Here is a 19,101-nt window from a genome sequence, read left to right on the forward strand (position 1 = left end):
GGCGAAAATGCACCCTGCCCATCATCTGCGACGGGCAACACCCCGGTATCGCTACCGTTTAGAACCTGCCAGCGGATAGCTTGTGAGCAAATTAACAAGCGCCGCAACCCGCGTCAAGGGGAAAGTTCTTTTTTTCACGTCCCCCAGAAACCCCGCGCGGACCACGCCATCCCCTACCCTCACGGGTGGAAAAGGCCGCTCTGCAAAAAGGCTGATGGCACCTTTTCCTGTAGCAGTCCCGCACTGCCCGCGCAAGCCCTTTCCCCCCTTTGCCCCGGTTTCTCCCACAACCGCCCGCACCTTGTGACTTTTCACACGCCCTCCCCCCGCATCGTCCCGCGCCTTGACGCGGCAAGCTCCCCGGGATACCCAGGTCGTCACTGTTTGAGGACCTTTCGAGAAACGGAAGACGGTGAGAATCCGTCGCAGACGCGCTGCTGTATTCGGGGATGACCGGCCGCCGTCCACTGGGTGTAACGCCCGGGAAGGACGCGGCCATGCCCGCTCGGTCGAACGACCGGCCCCGTAAGCCAGAAGACGCCTCGAAAAGGTCGGCATCCAGGCCTCGCGATCCGGGCCGGAATGACCAGGGAACGGGCTGCGCCCGCGCCTTCCCTGCATTCGCGCCCGTTCTCCGCTCTTGCGGGAACGGGTTCTTTATTTTGCGCGCCCTTTGCGTTCCGCCGTCTTGCCGACCTCCACCCCAACGCCTTCGGGCCAGCTATGGAGTTGTCGCATGCTGACGCACACCCTGGGATTTCCCCGCATGGGCCTTGCCCGTGAACTCAAAACCGCCTTGGAAGCCCATTGGGCGGGCTCGCTTTCCCTGGACGCCCTGCTCGCCCTGGCCGCCGACCTGCGCCTGCGCCACTGGCGCCTCCAGCGCGAGGCCGGCATCGACCTCGTGCCGGTCGGCGATTTTTCCCTCTACGACCACATGCTCGACGCGGCCGCGCGCTTCGGCGTGGTGCCGCCACGCTACGGCCACGCCGGCGGCCCCGTCACGCCCGACCTCTATTTCCGCATGGCCCGGGGCGGGCAGGATGCGTCCGGCGACGTCACGGCCATGGAAATGACCAAGTGGTTCGACACCAACTACCATTACATCGTGCCGGAATTCGCCCGTGACCAGTCGTTCGCCCTGGTCGGCGACGCCCTGACCGACCAGGCGCGCGAGGCCAAGGACGCGGGTTTTCCCGCCAAGGCCGTGCTGCCCGGCCCCTTCACGTTCCTTCTTTGCGGCAAATTCGCCGACGCCGCGGGCGACCCCCTGGACCTGCTGCCCCGGCTGCTGCCCGCCTACCGCGAACTCCTCGGCCGGCTGGCGCAAACCTGCCCCTGGATCGAACTCGACGAACCCGTCCTGGCCCAGGATCTGCCCGGGGAACTCGCCGCGACCTTCCGCGACGCCTACGGGAGCCTCATCGCGGCGGCCGCCCCGGCCCGGCTCATGCTCGCGACCTATTTCGGCGGCATCGCCCACAACCTGCCGTGCGTCGCGGACCTGCCCCTCGGCGCGCTGCATCTCGACCTCGTGCGCGACCCCGTCCAGCTCGCCGTCGTCGCCAGGGCCCTTGCGCCAGAGACCTCCTTGTCCCTGGGCCTGATCGACGGGCGCAACATCTGGCGCGTGGACGCCGCGGCCGCCCTGGCGCGCATCGAGCTGGCCGCGAGCCATGTGGGGCTTGAGCGCCTCATGGTCGCGCCCTCGTGCTCGCTGCTCCATTGCCCGACGGACCTCGACGCCGAGACGCGCCTCGATCCGGCGCTCAAGCGCTGGATGGCCTTTGCCGTGCAGAAATGCCGCGAGACGCGCCTGCTCGCCGACGCCGCCGCGCCCGGCGGCCGGGAGCGCCCCGACGTGGCCGCCGCCCTGGCCGAAAACCGTGCCGCCTGGGAGGACCGCCGCCAAAGCCGCCTGGCCGTGGACGACGCCGTGCGCGCGCGCGTCGCCGCCATAAGCGTGGACCTGTTCCACCGCCCGGCCCCCTACCCCGAGCGGGCCAGGGCGCAGCGCGCCGCACTCGCCCTGCCGCCCCTGCCCACGACCACCATCGGCTCCTTCCCCCAGACGCCCGAGATCCGCCGCGCCCGGCGCGACTTCAAGCGCGGCGTCCTGGACGCCGCCGGCTACGAGGCCTTTCTCAAGGACACCATCGCCGACGTCGTCGCGCGCCAGGAGGCGCTCGGGCTCGACGTGCTCGTCCACGGCGAGGCCGAGCGGGGCGACATGGTGGAGTATTTCGGCGAGCGCCTGGCCGGGTTCTGCTTCACGGAAAACGGCTGGGTGCAGAGCTACGGCTCGCGCTGCGTCAAGCCGCCGGTGATCCACGGCGACGTCTCGCGCCCCGCGCCCATGACCGTGGCCTTTTCGACGTTCGCCGCCTCGCGCACGGCCAAGCCCATGAAAGGCATGCTCACCGGGCCGGCGACGATCCTGTGCTGGAGCTTCGTACGCGACGACCAGCCGCGCGAAGCCACCCGCCGCCAGATCGCGCTGGCGCTTCGCGACGAGGTGGCCGATCTCGAGGCCGCCGGCATCCGCGTCATCCAGATCGACGAGCCGGCCCTGCGCGAGGGCTTGCCGCTGCGGCGCAAGGACTGGGACATGGCCCTGGCCCTGGCCGTGGACGACTTCCGCCTGACCGCCGCCGTGGCCCGGCCCGAAACGCAGATCCACACCCATATGTGCTACGCCGAATTCGGCGAGATCGTGCTCGCCATCGCGGCCATGGACGCCGACGTCATCAGCCTCGAGGCCAGCCGCAGCCGCATGGAGCTGTTGTCCGCCTTCGCCGACTTCGCCTACCCCAACGAGATCGGACCCGGGCTCTACGACATCCACAGTCCCCGCGTGCCGTCGGTCGAGGAAATGGAGGATTTGCTGCAGCGCGCCGCCGCGGTCATCGACCCGGCGCGCCTGTGGGCCAATCCCGACTGCGGCCTCAAGACCCGCGCCTGGCCCGAGACCACGGCCGCCCTGGCCCACATGGTGGAAGCGGCGAAACGGGCGCGCAAGCGCCTGGGGTTGGCGTAGGGGAGTGAGGGGAAGAAGGCCTCCGGCGGCCAGGAGGGGCCGGGGGCCCCTCCTGGACCACCCCGAAAGGGGAACCCGGGGGAGAGGGGAAGAAGTATTTCCCGGCCAAATGCGGGAAGAAAGCCCTTGACAACTTCCCACCCGCCCGCGTAGCTCTCTGGCCATGCAATCCCTCGCCAACCTGACCTCCGGGTTCTATTTTTGGTTCTGGTTTAGCCACGCCCGTGGTCAGGGAGGGGTGCGGTCGAACTAGATCAACCGCAACGAGCCACTCCAGGGCCGCGGGCATCAAGCCGGCGGCCCTTTTTGTTTCCTGACGCCGGCGTCCGCCCCCTGTAAAGGCCAAACCGCAAGGAGACCGTCATGCTGCTGGGTAAAGCCGTCCGCCTCGAACGCATTTTCAACCGCAACACCCACCGCGCCATCATCGTCCCCATGGACCACGGCGTCACCGTCGGCCCCATCGCGGGCCTGATCGACATGCGCGACGCCGTCAACCAGGTCGCCGAAGGCGGGGCCAACGCCGTGCTCATGCACAAGGGCCTGCCGCGCTGCTCCCACCGCGGCCGCGGACGCGACGTCGGCCTCATCATCCACCTCTCGGCCTCCACCTCCCTTTCGCCCTACCCCAACGCCAAGACGCTGGTGGCCACGGTCGAGGACGCGATCAAGCTCGGCGCGGACGGCGTGTCCCTGCACATCAACCTCGGCGACGAGACCGAACGCGACATGCTCGGCCACCTCGGCGAAATCACCTCCCGCGCCGCCGAATGGGGCATGCCCGTGCTGGCCATGGTCTACGCGCGCGGCCCCAAGGTCAAAAACGAATACGACGCCGAGGTCGTGGCCCACTGCGCCCGCGTCGGCACCGAAATCGGCGCGGACGTGGTCAAGGTGCCCTACACCGGCGACATCGAATCCTTCTCCCGCGTGACCGAGGCCTGCTGCATCCCGGTGGTCATCGCCGGCGGCCCGAAAATGGACAACGACCGCGACCTGCTGCAAATGGCCCACGATTCCGTCCAGGCCGGCGGCTCCGGGCTCTCCATCGGCCGCAACATCTTCCAACACAAGCAGCCCGCCCGTATCGTCCAGGCCCTGCACGGCATCGTGCACCTCGACTGGGAAATCGACCAGGCTCTCGAACTGCTCAAGGACTAGTCATGACAAAGGAAATATGGCTCAAGGCGATCCCGTTCGACAAGAAGCTCGTCACGCTCGGCCTCGAATCCGGCGTGGACGGCTTCGTGGCCGAGGCCGGGGACGCCGAAAAAATCCTGGCGCTCGGGCGCACCAAGGTCATGACGCCCGAGGAGTTCGAGCGCATTCCCATCCGCTGCAAGGACGACGAGGACACGGCCGTGGCCGCGCTTAGGGATTGCCGCCCGGTGTTCCTGGCCCAGGGCTGGGAGATCATCCCGGTGGAGAACATCCTGGCCTGCACCGAGGGCCTCGGCCTCGAATGCGAAAGCCTCGACCGCGCGCGTCTGGCCGCGGGCGTCCTCGAGCGCGGCGCGGACCGCCTGCTCATCACCCCGGAAGCCCTGTGCGACCTCAAGACCATCGTAAACGAACTCAAACTCTCCCAGGGCACCGTGGAACTGACGCCGGCCACCATCACCAAGATCGAGCACGCGGGACTCGGGCACCGCGTCTGCGTGGACACGACAAGCATCTTGAAGACCGGCGAGGGCATGCTCGTCGGCAACTCCTCGGCCTTCACCTTCCTGGTCAACGCCGAGACCGAGTCCAACCCGTACGTGGCGGCGCGGCCGTTTCGCATAAACGCCGGCGCGGTCCACGCCTACTGCCAGATGCCCGGGGACAAGACCCGCTACCTGGAGGAGTTGGCCTCCGGCTCCGAGGTGCTCGTGGTCGGGCACACCGGCGCGACGAAAACGGCCGTGGTCGGCAGGGTCAAGACCGAGATCCGGCCCATGCTGCTCATCACCGCCGACGTGGACGGCGTGTCCGGCAAGGTCTTCCTGCAAAACGCCGAGACCATCCGCCTCGTCACCCCCGAGGGCAAACCGGTCAGCGTCGTGACGCTGGCCGAGGGCGACAAGGTGCTCGTGCGCACCGACGTGGCCGGCCGCCATTTCGGCATGCGCATCGCCGAAGAGATCAAGGAAGGTTAGGATGGCCCCGGAGACGAAAGACCAAGCGACCGCCGCCCCGGGGACCCTGGAAGAGGCGCTCCTGGAACTGCGCCACGGCATCGACGCCGTGGACGACGAAATCCTCGCCCTGCTTTCCCGCCGGGCGGCGCTCAGCATCGAAGTCGGGCGCAGGAAGGACGGACGCCAAAGCGCCGTGTTCAAGCCCTTCCGCGAACAGGAGGTCCTGGCCCGCCTCGCCGCCGCCAACCCCGGCCCCCTGCCCGAGGCGCACCTGCTCTCCATCTACCGCGAGATACTCTCCTCCTCGCGCCGGCTCCAGCGCCCCGAGCGCGTGGCCTACCTCGGCCCCGAGGGCACCTTCTCCCACCTCGCGGCCATGGCCGCCCTGGGCCATTCCCCGGACTTCCTGCCCCAGACCACCATCCCCGACGTGTTCGCCGCCGTGGCCGCGCGACGCGCCGACCTCGGCATCGTGCCCATGGAAAATTCGCTCCAGGGCACGGTGGGGCAAAGCCTCGACAACTTCCAGATCCACGACGTCTTCATCCAGGCCGAGATCTCCTGCCGCGTGAGCCACTCCCTGCTCTCCACGGAAAACGACCTCGCCGCCGTGACCACCGTCTATTCCCATCCCCAGCCCCTGGCCCAGTGCTCGGGCTGGCTGCGGGCCCACCTGCCGCACGCGAAGATCGTCCCCACGGATTCCACGGCAGCGGCGGCCGCCCGCGTGGCCGGCGAACCGCACGCCGCGGCCATCGGCCACGTGCGCCTGGCCGCCATGCACACCCTTCGCGTCCTGGCCAGCCCCATCGAGGACCTGCCCGACAACTGGACCCGCTTTTTCATCATCGGGCCCGAGGACACCAAGCAGCAGACCCGCGACAAGACCTCGCTGCTTTTCACCGTGCCCAACCGTCCGGGCGCGCTCTACCAGGTGCTTTCCCACCTGGCCGGCGAGGGCATCAACCTCACCAAGCTCGAATCGCGCCCCATCCGCGGCGAGAAATGGCAGTACGTCTTTTTCGCCGACCTCCAGTGCGACATCACGCGCGAGGAATACAGAAAGCTCCTGGCGACACTCAAGGAACAGACCCACAGCCTGCGCATCCTGGGCTGCTACCCTGCCGGACGCCAGATCGACCTGGCCGGCGGAGACGTGGAAAATCCATAAACCCGTGCTACGGTGGGCGGGCCCCTACCCGCCCACCGCAACAAAGGAAAGAACCATGGCCACCGTCGCCGCCCCGCCGTCCAAGTCCTTTTCCCACCGCGCCGTCATCGCCGCGGCCCTGGCCAGGGGCACCAGCCGCCTGACCGGGCTCCTCGACAGCCAGGACATCACCCGCACCCGCACCTGCATGGCCGCCATGGGCGCGGATTTCCATCCCCAGTCCGACGGCTCGCTGATCGTCTCGGGCGTGGCCGGCCGGCCGCAGGGCGCCGACCCGGAAGGCGACGCGCCCGCCCTGCTCGACGTCGGCGAATCCGGCACCACCTGCCGCCTGCTCGTGGCCGTGGCCGCCGCCGGCACGGGCGTCTTCGAGGTGCGCGGCGAGGGCCGCATGCACGACAGGCCCATCGGCGAACTGGTGCGCGCCCTGCTGCCGCTCGGCGTCGAAATCCTCTACCTGGAAAAATCCGGCTGCCCGCCCCTGCACATCGCCGCCCGCGGCTTGCGCGGCGGCGAGGCCGCGATCAGCCTCGAGGACAGCTCCCAGTACCTCTCCGGCCTGCTCCTGGCCGCGCCCATGGCCGCCGCGCCCCTGACCATCAACATTTCGGGCCAAAAGACCGTGTCCTGGCCCTACGTCGCCATCACGCTCTCCATGCTGGCCGATTTCGGCGTGCCATTCGCGGTGGAAACCCTCGAGGGCGACGAGGCCTGGAAGAAAGCCGACTGGCGCGCGCTCACCGACGTCGTGCCGGGGCGCACCCGCTTCGTCATGCAGCCCGCGCCCTACACGCCGCGCGAGCACGTCGTGGAAGGCGACTGGTCGAGCGCCTCGTATTTCCTGGCCGCCGGGGCCGTCGGCAGGGAGCCCGTGACCGTCACCGGCCTGCGCCCGGATTCGCTCCAGGGCGACCGCGCCATCCTGGACATCCTGGCCGCCATGGACGCGCGCATCGACGTCTCCCCGGAGGGCGTCACCGTGCTGCCGAGCGGCTTAAGCGGCCGGGAGCTGGACATGGGCCGCTGCCCGGACCTCGTGCCCACGGTCGCCGCGGCCGCCTGCTTCGCCTCGGGCGAAACCGTCATCCGCAACGTCGCCCACCTGCGCCTCAAGGAGTCCGACCGCATCGAGGCCGTGGCCGAAAACTGCACGCAGGCCGGCGCGGTGGTCACCACCACGGCCGACGGCATGCGCATCAGGCCCAAGGCCCTGCGCACCGACCAACGCGTGGAATTTTCCTCGTTCAACGACCACCGGCTGGCCATGTCCGCCGCCCTGTTCGAGCTGGCCGGCATCGACGTGGTCCTCGACAACCCCGGCTGCGTGGCCAAGTCGTTTCCGACCTTCTGGGAAAAATGGGCGACGATCGAGAAGTAGAAGGGGAAGAGTCGAAGCGTTGAAGATGTGGGGCGTTGCCCCACGCCCCATCGGGGGGATCATCCCCCCGAACCCCCTCGGCGGGGGTGGCAAAAAAACTGTTGAAGTAAAGGCTATTATGTCAGTTACGAACAGTCCTTCGGACACACCTGCAACCGACGACCCCGCTTTTGCCATCGCCTCCCTGGCCCTGGTCGGGGCGCGGGGGGGCATGGGCAAGCTCATCGCGACGAAAAGCCGGGAGGCCGGCATCGACGTGCGCGAGCTGGACCGGCCGCTGACGGACGAGAAACTCGCCAAAGCCATCGCCGGCGCGGACATGGTGCTCCTCTCCGTGCCGGTCTACGCCACGGACGAAGTGGCGCAGCGCATCGCCCCGTACATGGGCGGCACGCAAATCCTGGCCGACGTGGGCTCGGTCAAGACCCTGCCCATCGCCGGCATGACGGCCCGCTATGCCGGCCCCGTGGTCGGCACGCATCCGCTGTTCGGACCCGCGCCGGGCTTAAGCGACGCCCTGCGCGTGGCGGTCATGGACGGCCGGCCCGGCCGCGACGCCTGGGCGACCGACGCCGTCTCCGCCTGGTGCGCGCGCATCGGCTTTGCGCCGTTTCCCTCCGGCGCCGAGGAACACGACCGGGCCGCGGCCTATGTGCAGGGGCTCAATTTCGTGACCACGCTCGCCTACCTCGCGGCGCAGTCCGCGGGCGGCGAAGTGCAGAACTACCTCACCCCCTCGTTCACGCGCCGGCTGGCCGCGGCCGAAAAGCTCATCACCAAGGATGCGGCGCTGTTCACGGCGCTGTTCGAGGCCAATCCGTACAGCCACGAGGCCGTGCGCAATTTCCGCAGTTTCCTCAATCTCGCCGTGGGCGGCGACGTGGACCTGCTCGTTCGCCGCGCCGAGGCGTGGTGGACCGCCGAGACGGCAAAAAAGGACAATCCATGAGCGCGATTTCGCTACGGCAGGAAGGGACGTGGCTGCCGGCCGACGTCCAGACGCCCATCAGCCTCTATCTCGGGCTCGTGGGCGAGCGGCCCGGCATCCTTCTGGAAAGCGCCGAGGTGGACGGCCGGCTCGGCCGCTACAGCCTCATCGCCTGGGATTTCCGGCTGCGGCTGCGCCTGAAGGACGGCAAGCTCGACGTGAGCGTGCGCGATTCCCGCCTGGAGGGCCTGTCCAGCTACCACGGCCAGGGCTTCATGGAGGGCATGCGCGGCATTTTGGCCGACCTCACCGTCCTGCCGCCCGAGGGCTTCGCCGATGTGCCGCCCATCACGCGCTCGCTCGCGGGCTATTTCGGCTACGGCATCGCCGGCATTCTCGAGCCCAAGCTCGCGCCGGTGCTGCCGCCCGAGGAGGCCGAATTCTGCCTCGTGCTGCCGGGGCGCTTGGTGCTTTTCGACCACGTCAAGCACCGCTGCCTGCACCTCTCGCTCGACGAGGGCAAGAAGGCGAAAATCGATTACAGCAACATTTTCGCGCCCATGGAGCGCCCCGAGGCGGGCAAGGTGGTCAACAGCCCGGACGCGCAGGGCTACATGGACGCCGTGGCCGCGTGCAAGGACATGATCCGGGCCGGCGAGTGCATCCAGACGGTGCTTTCGACGCAGTTTTCCGCGCCGTTTTCCGGCAACCCCTTCGTGCTCTACAGAAGGCTGCGCCAGGTCAATCCGTCGCCCTACATGTTCTTCATGCGCCTGCCGCGCGTGACGCTTTTGGGCTCCTCGCCGGAGCTGCTCATCCGCTGCCGCGACGGCGAGCTGACCACCTGCCCCATCGCCGGCACGCGCCCGCGCGGCAAGACCCCGGAGCAGGACGACCTGCTGGCCGCCGAGCTTCTCGCCGACCCCAAGGAGCGCGCCGAGCACGTCATGCTCGTGGACCTCGGGCGCAACGACCTCGGCCGCATGGCCGGGCCGGGCACGGTCAAGGTGGAGAAGTTCATGGCCGTGGAGCGTTTTTCCCACGTCATGCACATCGTCTCCTATGTGACGGCGCAACTCAAGGAGGGCCTCGACGCCCTGGACGTCCTGCAATGCGCCTTTCCGGCCGGCACGCTTTCCGGAGCGCCCAAGGTGCGGGCCATGCAGATGATCGCCGAGCTCGAGCAGCGCCAGGCGCGCGGCCCCTACGCCGGCTGCATCGGCTGGATCGGTCTCGACGACGGCCATGTGAACCTGGACACGGGCATCACCATCCGCAGCCTCTGGATCCGCGACGGCATGGTGTCCTGGCAGGCCGGGGCGGGCATCGTCTACGATTCCGATCCTGCGAAAGAATGGATGGAGTGCCAGAACAAGGCCCGCGTCATCGCCGAGGTGCTGGCGGCCAAGGAGGACGGCGATGTTTTTACTTATTGACAACTTCGATTCCTTCACCTTCAACGTGGTGCAGGCGTTCCAGCAGCTTGGCCGCGCCCCTGTTGTGAAGAAAAACGACGATGCGGGCATCCTGGAACTGGCCGGCTCGGGCAAGCTCGACATGGTGTGCATCTCTCCGGGCCCGAGCAATCCGGTCAACGCCGGACTTTGCCTGAAATTCCTGGAGCTTTTGCCCAGAAAGACGCCGGTATTCGGCATTTGCCTGGGGCATCAGATTCTGGGGCATTTCGCCGGCGCGCCGGTCGTGGTCGCGGACCGCATCATGCACGGCAAGACGTCCGACGTGTACCACCGCGAAACCGGGCTTTTCACCGGCCTGCCCAACCCCTTCGAGGTCTGCCGCTACCATTCCCTGCTGGTGCTCGCCGGCAAGGCCCCGGACAAGCTCGAGATCACGGCCTGGACCGAACAGAACGAAGTCATGGGGCTGCGCTACCGCGACCGGCCGTGGGTGGGCGTGCAGTTCCACCCGGAATCGGTCTTCACGCCCCAGGGCATGAAGCTGATCGCGAATTTTCCTGACAAAATCCTTTAAGGACAACTACCTTGAATACCGTTCCCGCCCTGCTCGACAAAGCCAAGGACAGCCTGCACGGCGCGCGGCTGCTCGCCTCGGAAGGGCTGTACGACTGCGCCATGAGCCGCGCCTATTTCATCATGCACTATGTGGCCGAGGCGTTCCTGCTCACCGTCAAGATCGACGTCCACGACCCGCAAAGCATCGTGGACGCCTTCGGCCAGCGCTTCTCCTACACGGGCGTGCTGCCGCCCGTGTTCCACCGCTGGCTGCTCGAAGCCGAGGAACTGCGCAACCAGGCCGACTTCGACACCAACCTCTGCCTCACCCGCGACGCCGTCGCCGAACAGATCGACCGCGCCAGGGCGTTCCTCAACATGGCGCGCGAGGAACTGGCCGATTTCCCGCGTTAACCGCCCACGCCGCAAAGGAGCATCACCGTGGAAAAACATGTCGAATGCCTGGAACTGCTCGCCATGGGCAAGGATCTCCCCCAGGAGCTGGCCACCTACGCCTTCCGCGCCATGTACACCGGGGAAATGCCCGCCTCGTGCGTGGGCGCGTTCCTCATGGGGCTCAAGACCAAGGGCGAATCCGCCGTGGAAATCGCCGCCGGCGTCACCACCGCCCTGGAAGAGGCGCGGCTCGTCGCGGGCCTGACCGGCGCGCGCATCGACACCTGCGGCACGGGCGGCGACAACACCTGCTCGTTTAACTGCTCCACCGCCGTGGCCCTCTACCTCGCCGCCATGGGGCACAAGGTCGTCAAGCACGGCAACCGCGCCGTGTCGAGCTCCTGCGGCAGCGCCGACGCCGTGGAAGCCCTGGGATTCACCCTCGTGGTCGAGCCCGACCAGGCAGCAACCGAACTCGACAAGCACAATTTCGTGTTTCTCTTCGCCCCCAACTACCACCCGGCCTTCAAGCGCATCGGCCCCATCCGCAAGGAACTCGGCGTGCGCTCGCTTTTTAACCTCATGGGGCCGCTTTTAAATCCCGCGCGCCCCACGCACCAGCTCCTGGGCGTGCCCACCGCGCGCCACGTGCGCCTCATGGCCGAGGTGCTGGCGCTCACGGGCCTGCCCTGCGGCGCGGTCATCCACGGCGCGGGCGGCTTTGACGAGCTGACGCCCTTCGGCCCGGCGACCGTGTGCTGGCTGCGCGACGGCTGGCTCAAAAACGACCGCATCGACCCGGAAAGCCTCGGCATCCCGACCCACAAACCTGCCGAGGTGGTCGTCTCCGGCCGCGACGAGGCCGTGGCCGTGCTGCGCGAGGTGCTCGCCGGCAAGGGCAACCAGGCCATGCGCGACATGGTCGCGCTCAACCTCGGCTGCGCCCTGCACCTGCTCGAGGACGGCCTCACCCTCAAGCAGGGCGTGGCCAAGGCGCAAGACGCCATCGCCTCCGGCACGGCCGCGAAATTCTTCAAGGACGTCCTCCATGCTTGAGAAGTTCCGGGCCGCCCAGGCCCCGGCCATCAAACGCCTCAAGGAGCTTGAGGCCACGGAAAAGCTGCCCATGCCCTACACCGGCAAGCGGCCGCCCTTTTCCGACGCCCTCCTCGCCGCGGGTCCCGTCGCGGTCATCGCCGAGTACAAGCGGGCCTCGCCTTCCAAGGGCGACATCAACCTGGAGCTCGCCCCGGAAGAGGTCGCGGCCATGTACGCCGCCTCGGGCGCGGCGGCCATATCCGTGCTCACCGAGGAGACCTACTTCAAGGGGTCGCTTGCGTACCTGGAAACCATCAGCGCCGTGGGCCTGCCCATGCTGCGCAAGGATTTCCTGCTCCATCCGCTGCAAGTCGTGGAGACCGCCGCGACCAAGGCCTCGGCCTTGCTCCTCATCGTGCGCATGCTCACCGACGAGGAGCTTTCCGAGATGCTGCGCCTGACCTACGACGCCGGCCTCGAAGCCGTGGTCGAGGTCTTCGACGAGGCCGACCTGGAACGCGCCGAAAAAGCCGGCGCGCGCATCGTCCAGGTCAACAGCCGCGATCTGGACACCCTGAAAACCGACCTCGACGTGGCCCGGCGCATGGCCGCGAAAAAACGCCCCGGCCGTATCTGGATCGCCGCCAGCGGCATCAACACCCGGGCCGACGTGCTCAACATGGCGGCCATCGGCTACGATGCGGTGCTGGTCGGCACCTCGCTCATGAGCGGGGACGATCCCGGCCTGGCCCTGGCCCGGTTGACCGGAAAGGCGGACTGACATGGCGACGCTGGTCAAGATCTGCGGCATGACCCGCCCCGAGGACGTCACGGGCTGCGCCGAGGCCGGGGCCGACCTGCTCGGCTTCATTTTCGCCGCCAAGAGCCCGCGCCGGCTGACCGCGGCGCAGGCCGCCGCCCTGCCGCGCACCACGGCAAAGCGCGTCGGCGTCTTCGTCGAGCAGACCCTCGAGGAAGTGCTCGCCGTCATGGACGCGGCCGGCCTCGATTTCGCCCAGCTCCACGGCGGCCAGGACGCGGCATTCTGCCGCGCCGTGGGCCCGCAGCGCGTCATCCGCGCCTTCTGGCCGCAAAAACACCCGGACACGGCCGCCCTGGCCGCCGAGGTGGAACGCTTCGCCGGCGCGATCCGCTACGCGCTCCTCGACGCCGGCACGTCCGGCGGCGGGCACGGCGTGTCGCTGCCGTTTGCGCCGCTGGCGGAATTTTCCCCGTCCATGCCCTGGCTGCTGGCCGGCGGCCTCGGCCCGGACAACGTGGCCGAGGCAGTCGCCCAGGCCAGGCCCCACGGCGTGGACCTCAACTCCGGCGTCGAGTCGTCCCCGGGACTCAAGGAGTTGGCAAAAGTCCGGAGGTCCCTTTGGGCCGTGAAAGGGAAGTAGAAGGAAGACTGGGGCGCTGCCCCAGGCCCCGCCGGGGGGGATGATCCCCCCCGGACCCCCTCGCCGGTTGGGGCGCGTTTCTGGCGCGACGCGTCGCGCCTGGAACGCGCCCCAACGGGAAGGGATTCCTGAGGAGACCGCGCGCACGTCGCGAAGCCATTGAAAGTTTTTTGGAAGGGGTCCGGGGGAACCTTTTTTTCAAAAAAGGTTCCCCCGGCCGCCGGAGGCATCATCCCATGCGAAAAGGTTATTATGGCGACTTCGGCGGGCAGTTCGTGCCCGAGCTGCTCATGCCGCCGCTGCTGGAACTCGAGGAGGCCATGCGCACCATCGTGCCGAGCGCCGGGTTCCAGAACGAGTTGAACGCGCTCCTGGCCGATTACGTCGGCCGGCCCTCGCCCTTGTACCGCTGCCCGAACCTGTCCAAGGAGCTGGGCTTCGATCTGTGGCTGAAAAGGGAAGACCTGAATCATACCGGCGCGCACAAGATCAACAACACCATGGGCCAGGGGCTTTTGACCAAATATATGGGCAAGAGCGTGCTCCTGGCCGAGACCGGGGCCGGGCAGCACGGCGTGGCCACGGCCACGGCAGCGGCCATGCTCGGCCTTGGCTGCATCGTCTACATGGGAGCCGAGGACGTGGTGCGCCAAGCGCACAACGTCAAGCGCATGAAGCTGCTCGGGGCCGAGGTCGTGCCCATCGAGTCCGGCACGAAAACGCTCAAGGACGCCATCAACGCGGCGCTGCGCTACTGGATCGCCGAGCAGCGCACGACGCACTACTGCTTCGGCACGGCCGCAGGCCCCCACCCCTTCCCGCTGCTCGTGCGCGAGTTCCAGGCCGTGATCTCGCGCGAGGCGCGGGCGCAGTGCCTGGACAAGATGGGCCGGCTGCCGGACTACGTCGTGGCCTGCGTCGGCGGCGGCTCCAACGCCATCGGCATGTTCCACCACTTCGTGCCCGACGCCACGGTCAGGCTCATCGGCGTGGAGGCCGGCGGCACGGGCGAGCCCGGCTGCTACAATTCCGCGCCCATAAGCCTCGGCACGCCCGGCGTGCTCCACGGCATGCGCAGCATGCTGCTGCAAACCACGGAAGGCCAGATCCAGCCGTCCCATTCGGTCTCGGCGGGCCTCGACTATCCCGGCGTCGGCCCGGAACACGCCCATCTCGGCGCGACCGGCCGCGTGCGCTACGACATCGCCGTGGACCGCGAGGCCCTGGCCGCCTTCGAGGCGCTGTGCCGCCGCGAGGGCATCATTCCCGCGCTTGAAAGCTGCCACGCCGTGGCCTGGGTGCTCAACCACGCCGCGGAGATTCCCAAGGGGGCGCAGGTGGTGGTGTGCCTGTCCGGCCGGGGCGACAAGGACCTCGGCATCATCGAAGCCTACGAAAAAGAGCAGGGAGGCCTCGCATGAGCCAGTCCATCCTCACCACGCGCATCATGGAGGCGCTGGCCGCCGGCCGCAAGGCGCTCATTCCGTTCCTGCCCGGGGGCTTCCCGGACAAGGAGCGCTTCTTCGACGAACTCGACGCCCTGGACGCCGGCGGCGCGGACATCATCGAGATCGGCGTCCCCTTTTCCGATCCCGTGGCCGACGGCCCGGTGGTGGAAAAGGCGTCCCTCGACTGCCTGTTAAACGGCACCTGCCTGTCCTGGCTCTTCCACGAACTCGCGCGCCGCAAGGGCCGCTACAAGGCCGGGCTCGTGCTCATGGGCTACTACAACCCGTTTTTGCAATACGGCCTGGACACCCTGGCCGAGGACGCGGCAGACGCCGGCGTGGCCGGCTTCATCGTGCCGGACCTGCCGCTCGAGGAAGCCGGGCCCATGGCCGAGGCTCTGGAAAAGCACGGCCTCGACCTCATCCCCCTCGTCGGGCTCAACACCTCCGAGGAGCGCCTGGCCGCCTACGCGGCAAAGGCCCGGGGCTTCGTCTACTTCGTCTCGGTGCTCGGCACCACGGGCATGCGCGAGACGCTGCCGGCCGAGATCACCGAGCGGCTGCGCGCCGTGCGGCGCATCTTCCAGGTGCCCGTGGCGCTCGGGTTCGGCATCAAGAAGCCGGAGCAGCTCGCCGCCTTCGGCGACCTCATCGACGCCGTGGTCTTCGGCTCGGCGCTGATTGCCCACATCGACGACGGCGGCACGGCCGCCGAATTCATGGCGCGCTGGCGCAGCTGACCGCAACGATACGGGCGGCCGGATCGGGAAACGATCCGGCCCACGGGCTCCCGGCCGGCATGCGACCCGGCCGGGCGGCCCTCCCCTGTCGCGGGAAGCCGCCATGCACATTCCAACCTACGCCGCGTACCTCGCGGCCCTGACCGCGAGCATGCTGACGCCAGGCCCGGCCATGCTGCAAGCCCTGACGCTCGGCATGCGCCACGGCTGCCGGCCCGTGGCTTTCGTCGCGCTCGGCAACGTCTGCGCCACGCTCGCCCAGATCGTCGTCGCCCTGTACGGGCTCGCGCTCCTTGCGCGCGCGCCGTGGCTGCTGCGTGCGGCCTCCCTTGCCGGCGCGGCCTACATCGCCTGGCTGGGGCTTGCCCTGTGGCGCGCCGGCGCGCGGCGAATCGCCCGGAGCGCGCCGTCCGGGCGGCCGCCGCTCTTCTCCCTGGCCCTTTCCGGCGCGGCCGTGGCCGCGGTCAACCCCAAGGCCTGGGGATTTCTCGGTGCGCTGCTGCCGCCCTTTGCCGCCGCCGGCATGCCGGACATCCTTGAAATCGCGCTGCTGGCCGCGCCCATCCTGCTGCTCGCCTTCGGCGGCATGCTGGCCTACGCCCGGTTCGGGGAATGGCTCGCCGGGGCGCTGGCCTCGCCACGCGCGGCGCGGCGCTTTTTCCGGGGCGCGGCCATGACCTTGTGGGCCTGCGCCGTCTTCTTCGCCGCGGGATAGTCCTGGTTTCTCCGGCGCATCTGGGGTATGGCATGCCAAACGGACCCAGCCATGCCCCAGTGCGCTAAAATTCTTTTCGTCGACGACGACCAGACCGTGCTCGATGCCCTGCGGCGCGGCCTGTGCCGCCGCTACGACATGGCCACGGCCGCCGGTCCTGCGGCGGGGCTCGCCGCCTTGCAGGAAAACGGCCCTTTTGCCGTGGTCGTCTCGGACCTGCGCATGCCGGGCATGGACGGCGTTTCCTTCCTCAAGGCGGCCAAGGAGTCGTGCCCGGCCATCGTGCCGGTCATGCTCACCGGCCACGGCGACCTGACCGCGGCCATGGCCGCGGTCAACGAAGGCCACATCTTCCGCTTCCTGACCAAGCCCTGCCCCATGCCCACGCTGTGCCTGGCCCTCGACGCCGCGCTGAAGCAGTACCGCCTGGCCGCCGCGCAAAAGGAACTCGTGCGGGTGACGCTGGAAAACGCCCGCCTGAAGGAGGACGTGGAGCGCATCATGCGCCATGACCTCAAATCGCCCCTGACCACGATCATCAGCCTGCCGCAGGTGCTGCGCCTGGCGGACAACCTCGACGACGACCAGCGAGAGATGCTTTCGCTGATCGAGGACGCCGGCTACTTGGTGCTGTCCATGGTCAACCTGTCCACGGCGCTGTTCAAGATGGAGCGCGGCCAGTTCGTGCTCGCCCCCGTTGACGTGGACCTGTTGCCCATCGTGCGCAAGCTCCAAAGCGTCCATGCCGACACGGCGCGCAGCCGCCGCCTGACGTTCGCCGTAACCCTGGACGGCCGACCGCCTGTGCCCGAGGCCTTCTTCCTCGTGCGCGGCGAAGAACTGCTCTGCTATTCCATGCTGGCCAACCTCGTGGCCAACGCCGTGGAGGCCTCGCCGGACGGCGAAACGGTCGGTGTGGACCTGCGCCGCGAAGGCGCGTGCGCCGTGGTCGCCATCGCCAACAAGGGGGCCGTGCCCGAAAGCGTGCGGGAGCGGTTTTTCGAGAAATACGCCACGGCCGGCAAGGCGCGGGGCACGGGGCTCGGCACCTATTCGGCGCGGCTGATCGCCCTGTCCCATGGCGGCGATATCGCCATGGCCACCGACGACGCAGGCACCACGGTCACGGTCAGCCTCCCCGCAAGCCCCACAACCGCCCGCCCCGCCTAGAAACTCCCCCGTTGAGGAAGTCCAGGAGGGGACACCCCCTCCTGGCCGCCGGAGGCATCTTCCCCTCTCCTCCCGCTCTCTTCCCTCTCCCCCCCGCTATCGCAGGCCGTGGGCGGCGAGGGCTTCGTGGATCTTCTTGTCCAGGACCCTGGGCGAGAACGGTTTGACGATGTAGTTGGTCACGCCGGCCTGGACCGCGGTGACCACGTGGTCCTCGTTGGCCTCGGCCGTGATCATGACCACGGGGATTTCATGGTAGTCCTCGCTCGCCCGGATGCGCTTGAGGAGAGACAGCCCGGACATGCGCGGCATGTTCCAGTCGAGCAGCACCAGATCGACGGGCCGGCTGTTGATGTGGTTCCAGGCGATGTCGCCGTCTTCGGCGCAGGTGACGTTGCGGTAGCCAAGCTGGCGCAGGATGAAGACGATGGTCTTGCGCATGGGCTGCTGGTCGTCCACGACCAGGATGGCCAGGGGGGAAATCGCTGCCGTCACGTCCATGGGCCGCCTCCTTGGAAACGGCTCCATGCTAGCGCCAAACCCTGCGCCGCGCCAGGGGAAGGGGGCTTTTCGGGAGAAGGCGGAGGCGTGCGGCCCGTGTTGCGACCTGGAAAAACACGCCGGTATTTTTTAAGATAAAAAATAGCTATTCAAATGCGTTGCCCACAAAAAAATATCAGCTTTTTCGAGGGCGCGACACTAGTCGCAGCGGTGGCGGCTGCACGCGCCTTCGCTGATGAAGACCACGGACTCGGCGATGTTGGTGCACTGGTCGCAGACCCGCTTGAGCGCGTGGGCGATGAAGCTGATTTGCACGGCGCGTTCCACGGGCCGGGCCTCGTCGCGCATGAATTCGGTCATTTCCTTGAGGATGGCGACGTTGAGCTCCAGGATGTCCTCGGACTCCTCGCACAGGCGGCGGGCGAGCGCCATGTCGAGTTCGGCGAAGCACACGGCCGTGCGCGACAGAAAGTCGCGCGTGGCCTCGGCCAGTTCCTCGAGCCGGGCCGGCGGGGCCAGGGGGTCGCGCGCGACGAGCCACAACCCGCGATGGGCGACGCCCACGGCCTGGTCGCCGATGCGCTCGATGTCCCCCACCGTGCGCATGCAGCCGAGGATGTAGCGCAGGTCCCGGGCCACGGGCTGGTACAGGGCGAGCAGGCGCAGGATCTCGGCGTCCAGGGTGCATTCCAGGGCGTCGATGGCCGCGTCCGAGGCGATGACCGTGCGGGCCGGCCCGGGATCGCGCTCAAAGACCGTACGCAGGGATTTCTCCACGGCGACCTGGGCCATGTGAAAGGCCGTCAGCACATCCGTCTTGAGCTTTTCCAGGTCCGCCTCGATGATCCGTTCCACGCCGCTCCTCCGCTCGCCCTTGGTGCATATGCAATGACTTCAAAGCGTATCCAACGGCCACACATCTGGCAAGAGTTCCCCCAAATTGTCACAAAGCGCGGCAGTCGGGAAGGCCGTTGCCGGCGGGCGACGGTATCCCGAACGACACCAACGTACTTTTCCGTGTCTGCTTGCAATTTCGACGGTTACGGCGAAAATCACCAACACGGCAGGGCGGCGTCCACGCGG

Annotated in this window: 18 protein-coding genes and 1 riboswitch; of the genes, 16 read left to right on the plus strand and 2 right to left on the minus strand. The window is 68.2% G+C overall.

The window, feature by feature from the left end:
• The first annotated feature begins 370 nt into the window (after positions 1–370).
• Positions 371–559, plus strand: a riboswitch (cobalamin riboswitch).
• A 177-nt stretch (positions 560–736) separates the two neighbouring features.
• From metE to Q368_RS0118010, 16 genes are all read left to right on the plus strand, one after another.
• The gene (gene metE / locus Q368_RS0117935) at positions 737–3,037 is read left to right on the plus strand and encodes a 5-methyltetrahydropteroyltriglutamate--homocysteine S-methyltransferase (RefSeq protein ID WP_029460424.1); all 2,301 of its coding nucleotides are present in this window, start codon (positions 737–739) and stop codon (positions 3,035–3,037) included.
• Between the two features lie 363 nt (positions 3,038–3,400).
• Entirely contained in the window at positions 3,401–4,198 is a 798-nt protein-coding gene (locus Q368_RS0117940) for a 2-amino-3,7-dideoxy-D-threo-hept-6-ulosonate synthase (RefSeq protein ID WP_029460425.1), read from the plus strand.
• A 2-nt stretch (positions 4,199–4,200) separates the two neighbouring features.
• A complete protein-coding gene (locus Q368_RS0117945) occupies positions 4,201–5,175 on the plus strand; it encodes a 3-dehydroquinate synthase II family protein (protein ID WP_029460426.1) in 975 nt (324 codons plus the stop codon).
• Between the two features lies 1 nt (position 5,176).
• Positions 5,177–6,328 (plus strand): prephenate dehydratase, encoded by a 1,152-nt coding sequence (gene pheA / locus Q368_RS0117950; protein ID WP_029460427.1) that lies wholly within the window; start codon positions 5,177–5,179, stop codon positions 6,326–6,328.
• 55 nt (positions 6,329–6,383) lie between these two features.
• On the plus strand, positions 6,384–7,706 hold the full coding sequence (gene aroA, locus Q368_RS0117955) for a 3-phosphoshikimate 1-carboxyvinyltransferase (protein ID WP_029460428.1): 1,323 nt from the start codon (positions 6,384–6,386) through the stop codon (positions 7,704–7,706).
• A 118-nt stretch (positions 7,707–7,824) separates the two neighbouring features.
• Complete coding sequence (locus Q368_RS0117960; RefSeq protein ID WP_052360278.1) at positions 7,825–8,655, plus strand: prephenate dehydrogenase; 831 nt, start codon at positions 7,825–7,827, stop codon at positions 8,653–8,655.
• Complete coding sequence (locus Q368_RS0117965) at positions 8,652–10,070, plus strand: anthranilate synthase component I family protein (protein ID WP_029460430.1); 1,419 nt, start codon at positions 8,652–8,654, stop codon at positions 10,068–10,070. Before Q368_RS0117960 ends, Q368_RS0117965 begins: the two co-directional genes overlap by 4 nt.
• Positions 10,054–10,626 (plus strand): anthranilate synthase component II, encoded by a 573-nt coding sequence (locus Q368_RS0117970; RefSeq protein ID WP_029460431.1) that lies wholly within the window; start codon positions 10,054–10,056, stop codon positions 10,624–10,626. The genes Q368_RS0117965 and Q368_RS0117970 overlap by 17 nt, the downstream gene beginning before the upstream one ends.
• Before the next feature lie 11 nt (positions 10,627–10,637).
• Positions 10,638–11,021, plus strand: coding sequence for a HEPN domain-containing protein (locus Q368_RS0117975; RefSeq protein WP_029460432.1), 384 nt, complete (start codon positions 10,638–10,640; stop codon positions 11,019–11,021).
• A gap of 27 nt (positions 11,022–11,048) precedes the next feature.
• Entirely contained in the window at positions 11,049–12,059 is a 1,011-nt protein-coding gene (gene trpD, locus Q368_RS0117980) for an anthranilate phosphoribosyltransferase (RefSeq protein WP_029460433.1), read from the plus strand.
• Complete coding sequence (locus Q368_RS0117985; protein ID WP_029460434.1) at positions 12,052–12,822, plus strand: indole-3-glycerol-phosphate synthase; 771 nt, start codon at positions 12,052–12,054, stop codon at positions 12,820–12,822. Before trpD ends, Q368_RS0117985 begins: the two co-directional genes overlap by 8 nt.
• A 1-nt stretch (position 12,823) precedes the next feature.
• Positions 12,824–13,444, plus strand: coding sequence for a phosphoribosylanthranilate isomerase (locus Q368_RS0117990; RefSeq protein ID WP_029460435.1), 621 nt, complete (start codon positions 12,824–12,826; stop codon positions 13,442–13,444).
• A 236-nt stretch (positions 13,445–13,680) separates the two neighbouring features.
• On the plus strand, positions 13,681–14,865 hold the full coding sequence (gene trpB / locus Q368_RS0117995) for a tryptophan synthase subunit beta (RefSeq protein WP_029460436.1): 1,185 nt from the start codon (positions 13,681–13,683) through the stop codon (positions 14,863–14,865).
• Positions 14,862–15,632, plus strand: coding sequence for a tryptophan synthase subunit alpha (gene trpA / locus Q368_RS0118000; RefSeq protein ID WP_029460437.1), 771 nt, complete (start codon positions 14,862–14,864; stop codon positions 15,630–15,632). Before trpB ends, trpA begins: the two co-directional genes overlap by 4 nt.
• 103 nt (positions 15,633–15,735) lie before the next feature.
• Positions 15,736–16,347, plus strand: coding sequence for a LysE family translocator (locus Q368_RS0118005; RefSeq protein ID WP_029460438.1), 612 nt, complete (start codon positions 15,736–15,738; stop codon positions 16,345–16,347).
• Positions 16,348–16,398: 51 nt separating this feature from the next.
• On the plus strand, positions 16,399–17,517 hold the full coding sequence (locus Q368_RS0118010; RefSeq protein WP_029460439.1) for a hybrid sensor histidine kinase/response regulator: 1,119 nt from the start codon (positions 16,399–16,401) through the stop codon (positions 17,515–17,517).
• 96 nt (positions 17,518–17,613) lie between these two features.
• Here Q368_RS0118010 and Q368_RS0118015 read toward each other — a convergent pair whose 3' ends face one another.
• Together Q368_RS0118015 and phoU are read right to left on the minus strand one after the other, a co-directional pair.
• Positions 17,614–18,018, minus strand: a complete 405-nt coding sequence (locus Q368_RS0118015) for a response regulator (RefSeq protein ID WP_029460440.1) — start codon at positions 18,016–18,018, stop codon at positions 17,614–17,616.
• 198 nt (positions 18,019–18,216) lie between these two features.
• A complete protein-coding gene (phoU, locus tag Q368_RS0118020) occupies positions 18,217–18,873 on the minus strand; it encodes a phosphate signaling complex protein PhoU (protein WP_029460441.1) in 657 nt (218 codons plus the stop codon).
• Positions 18,874–19,101: the final 228 nt, after the last annotated feature.

Origin of the sequence: Solidesulfovibrio alcoholivorans DSM 5433 (assembly GCF_000702665.1) — a bacterium.
Classification (GTDB): domain Bacteria; phylum Desulfobacterota; class Desulfovibrionia; order Desulfovibrionales; family Desulfovibrionaceae; genus Solidesulfovibrio; species Solidesulfovibrio alcoholivorans.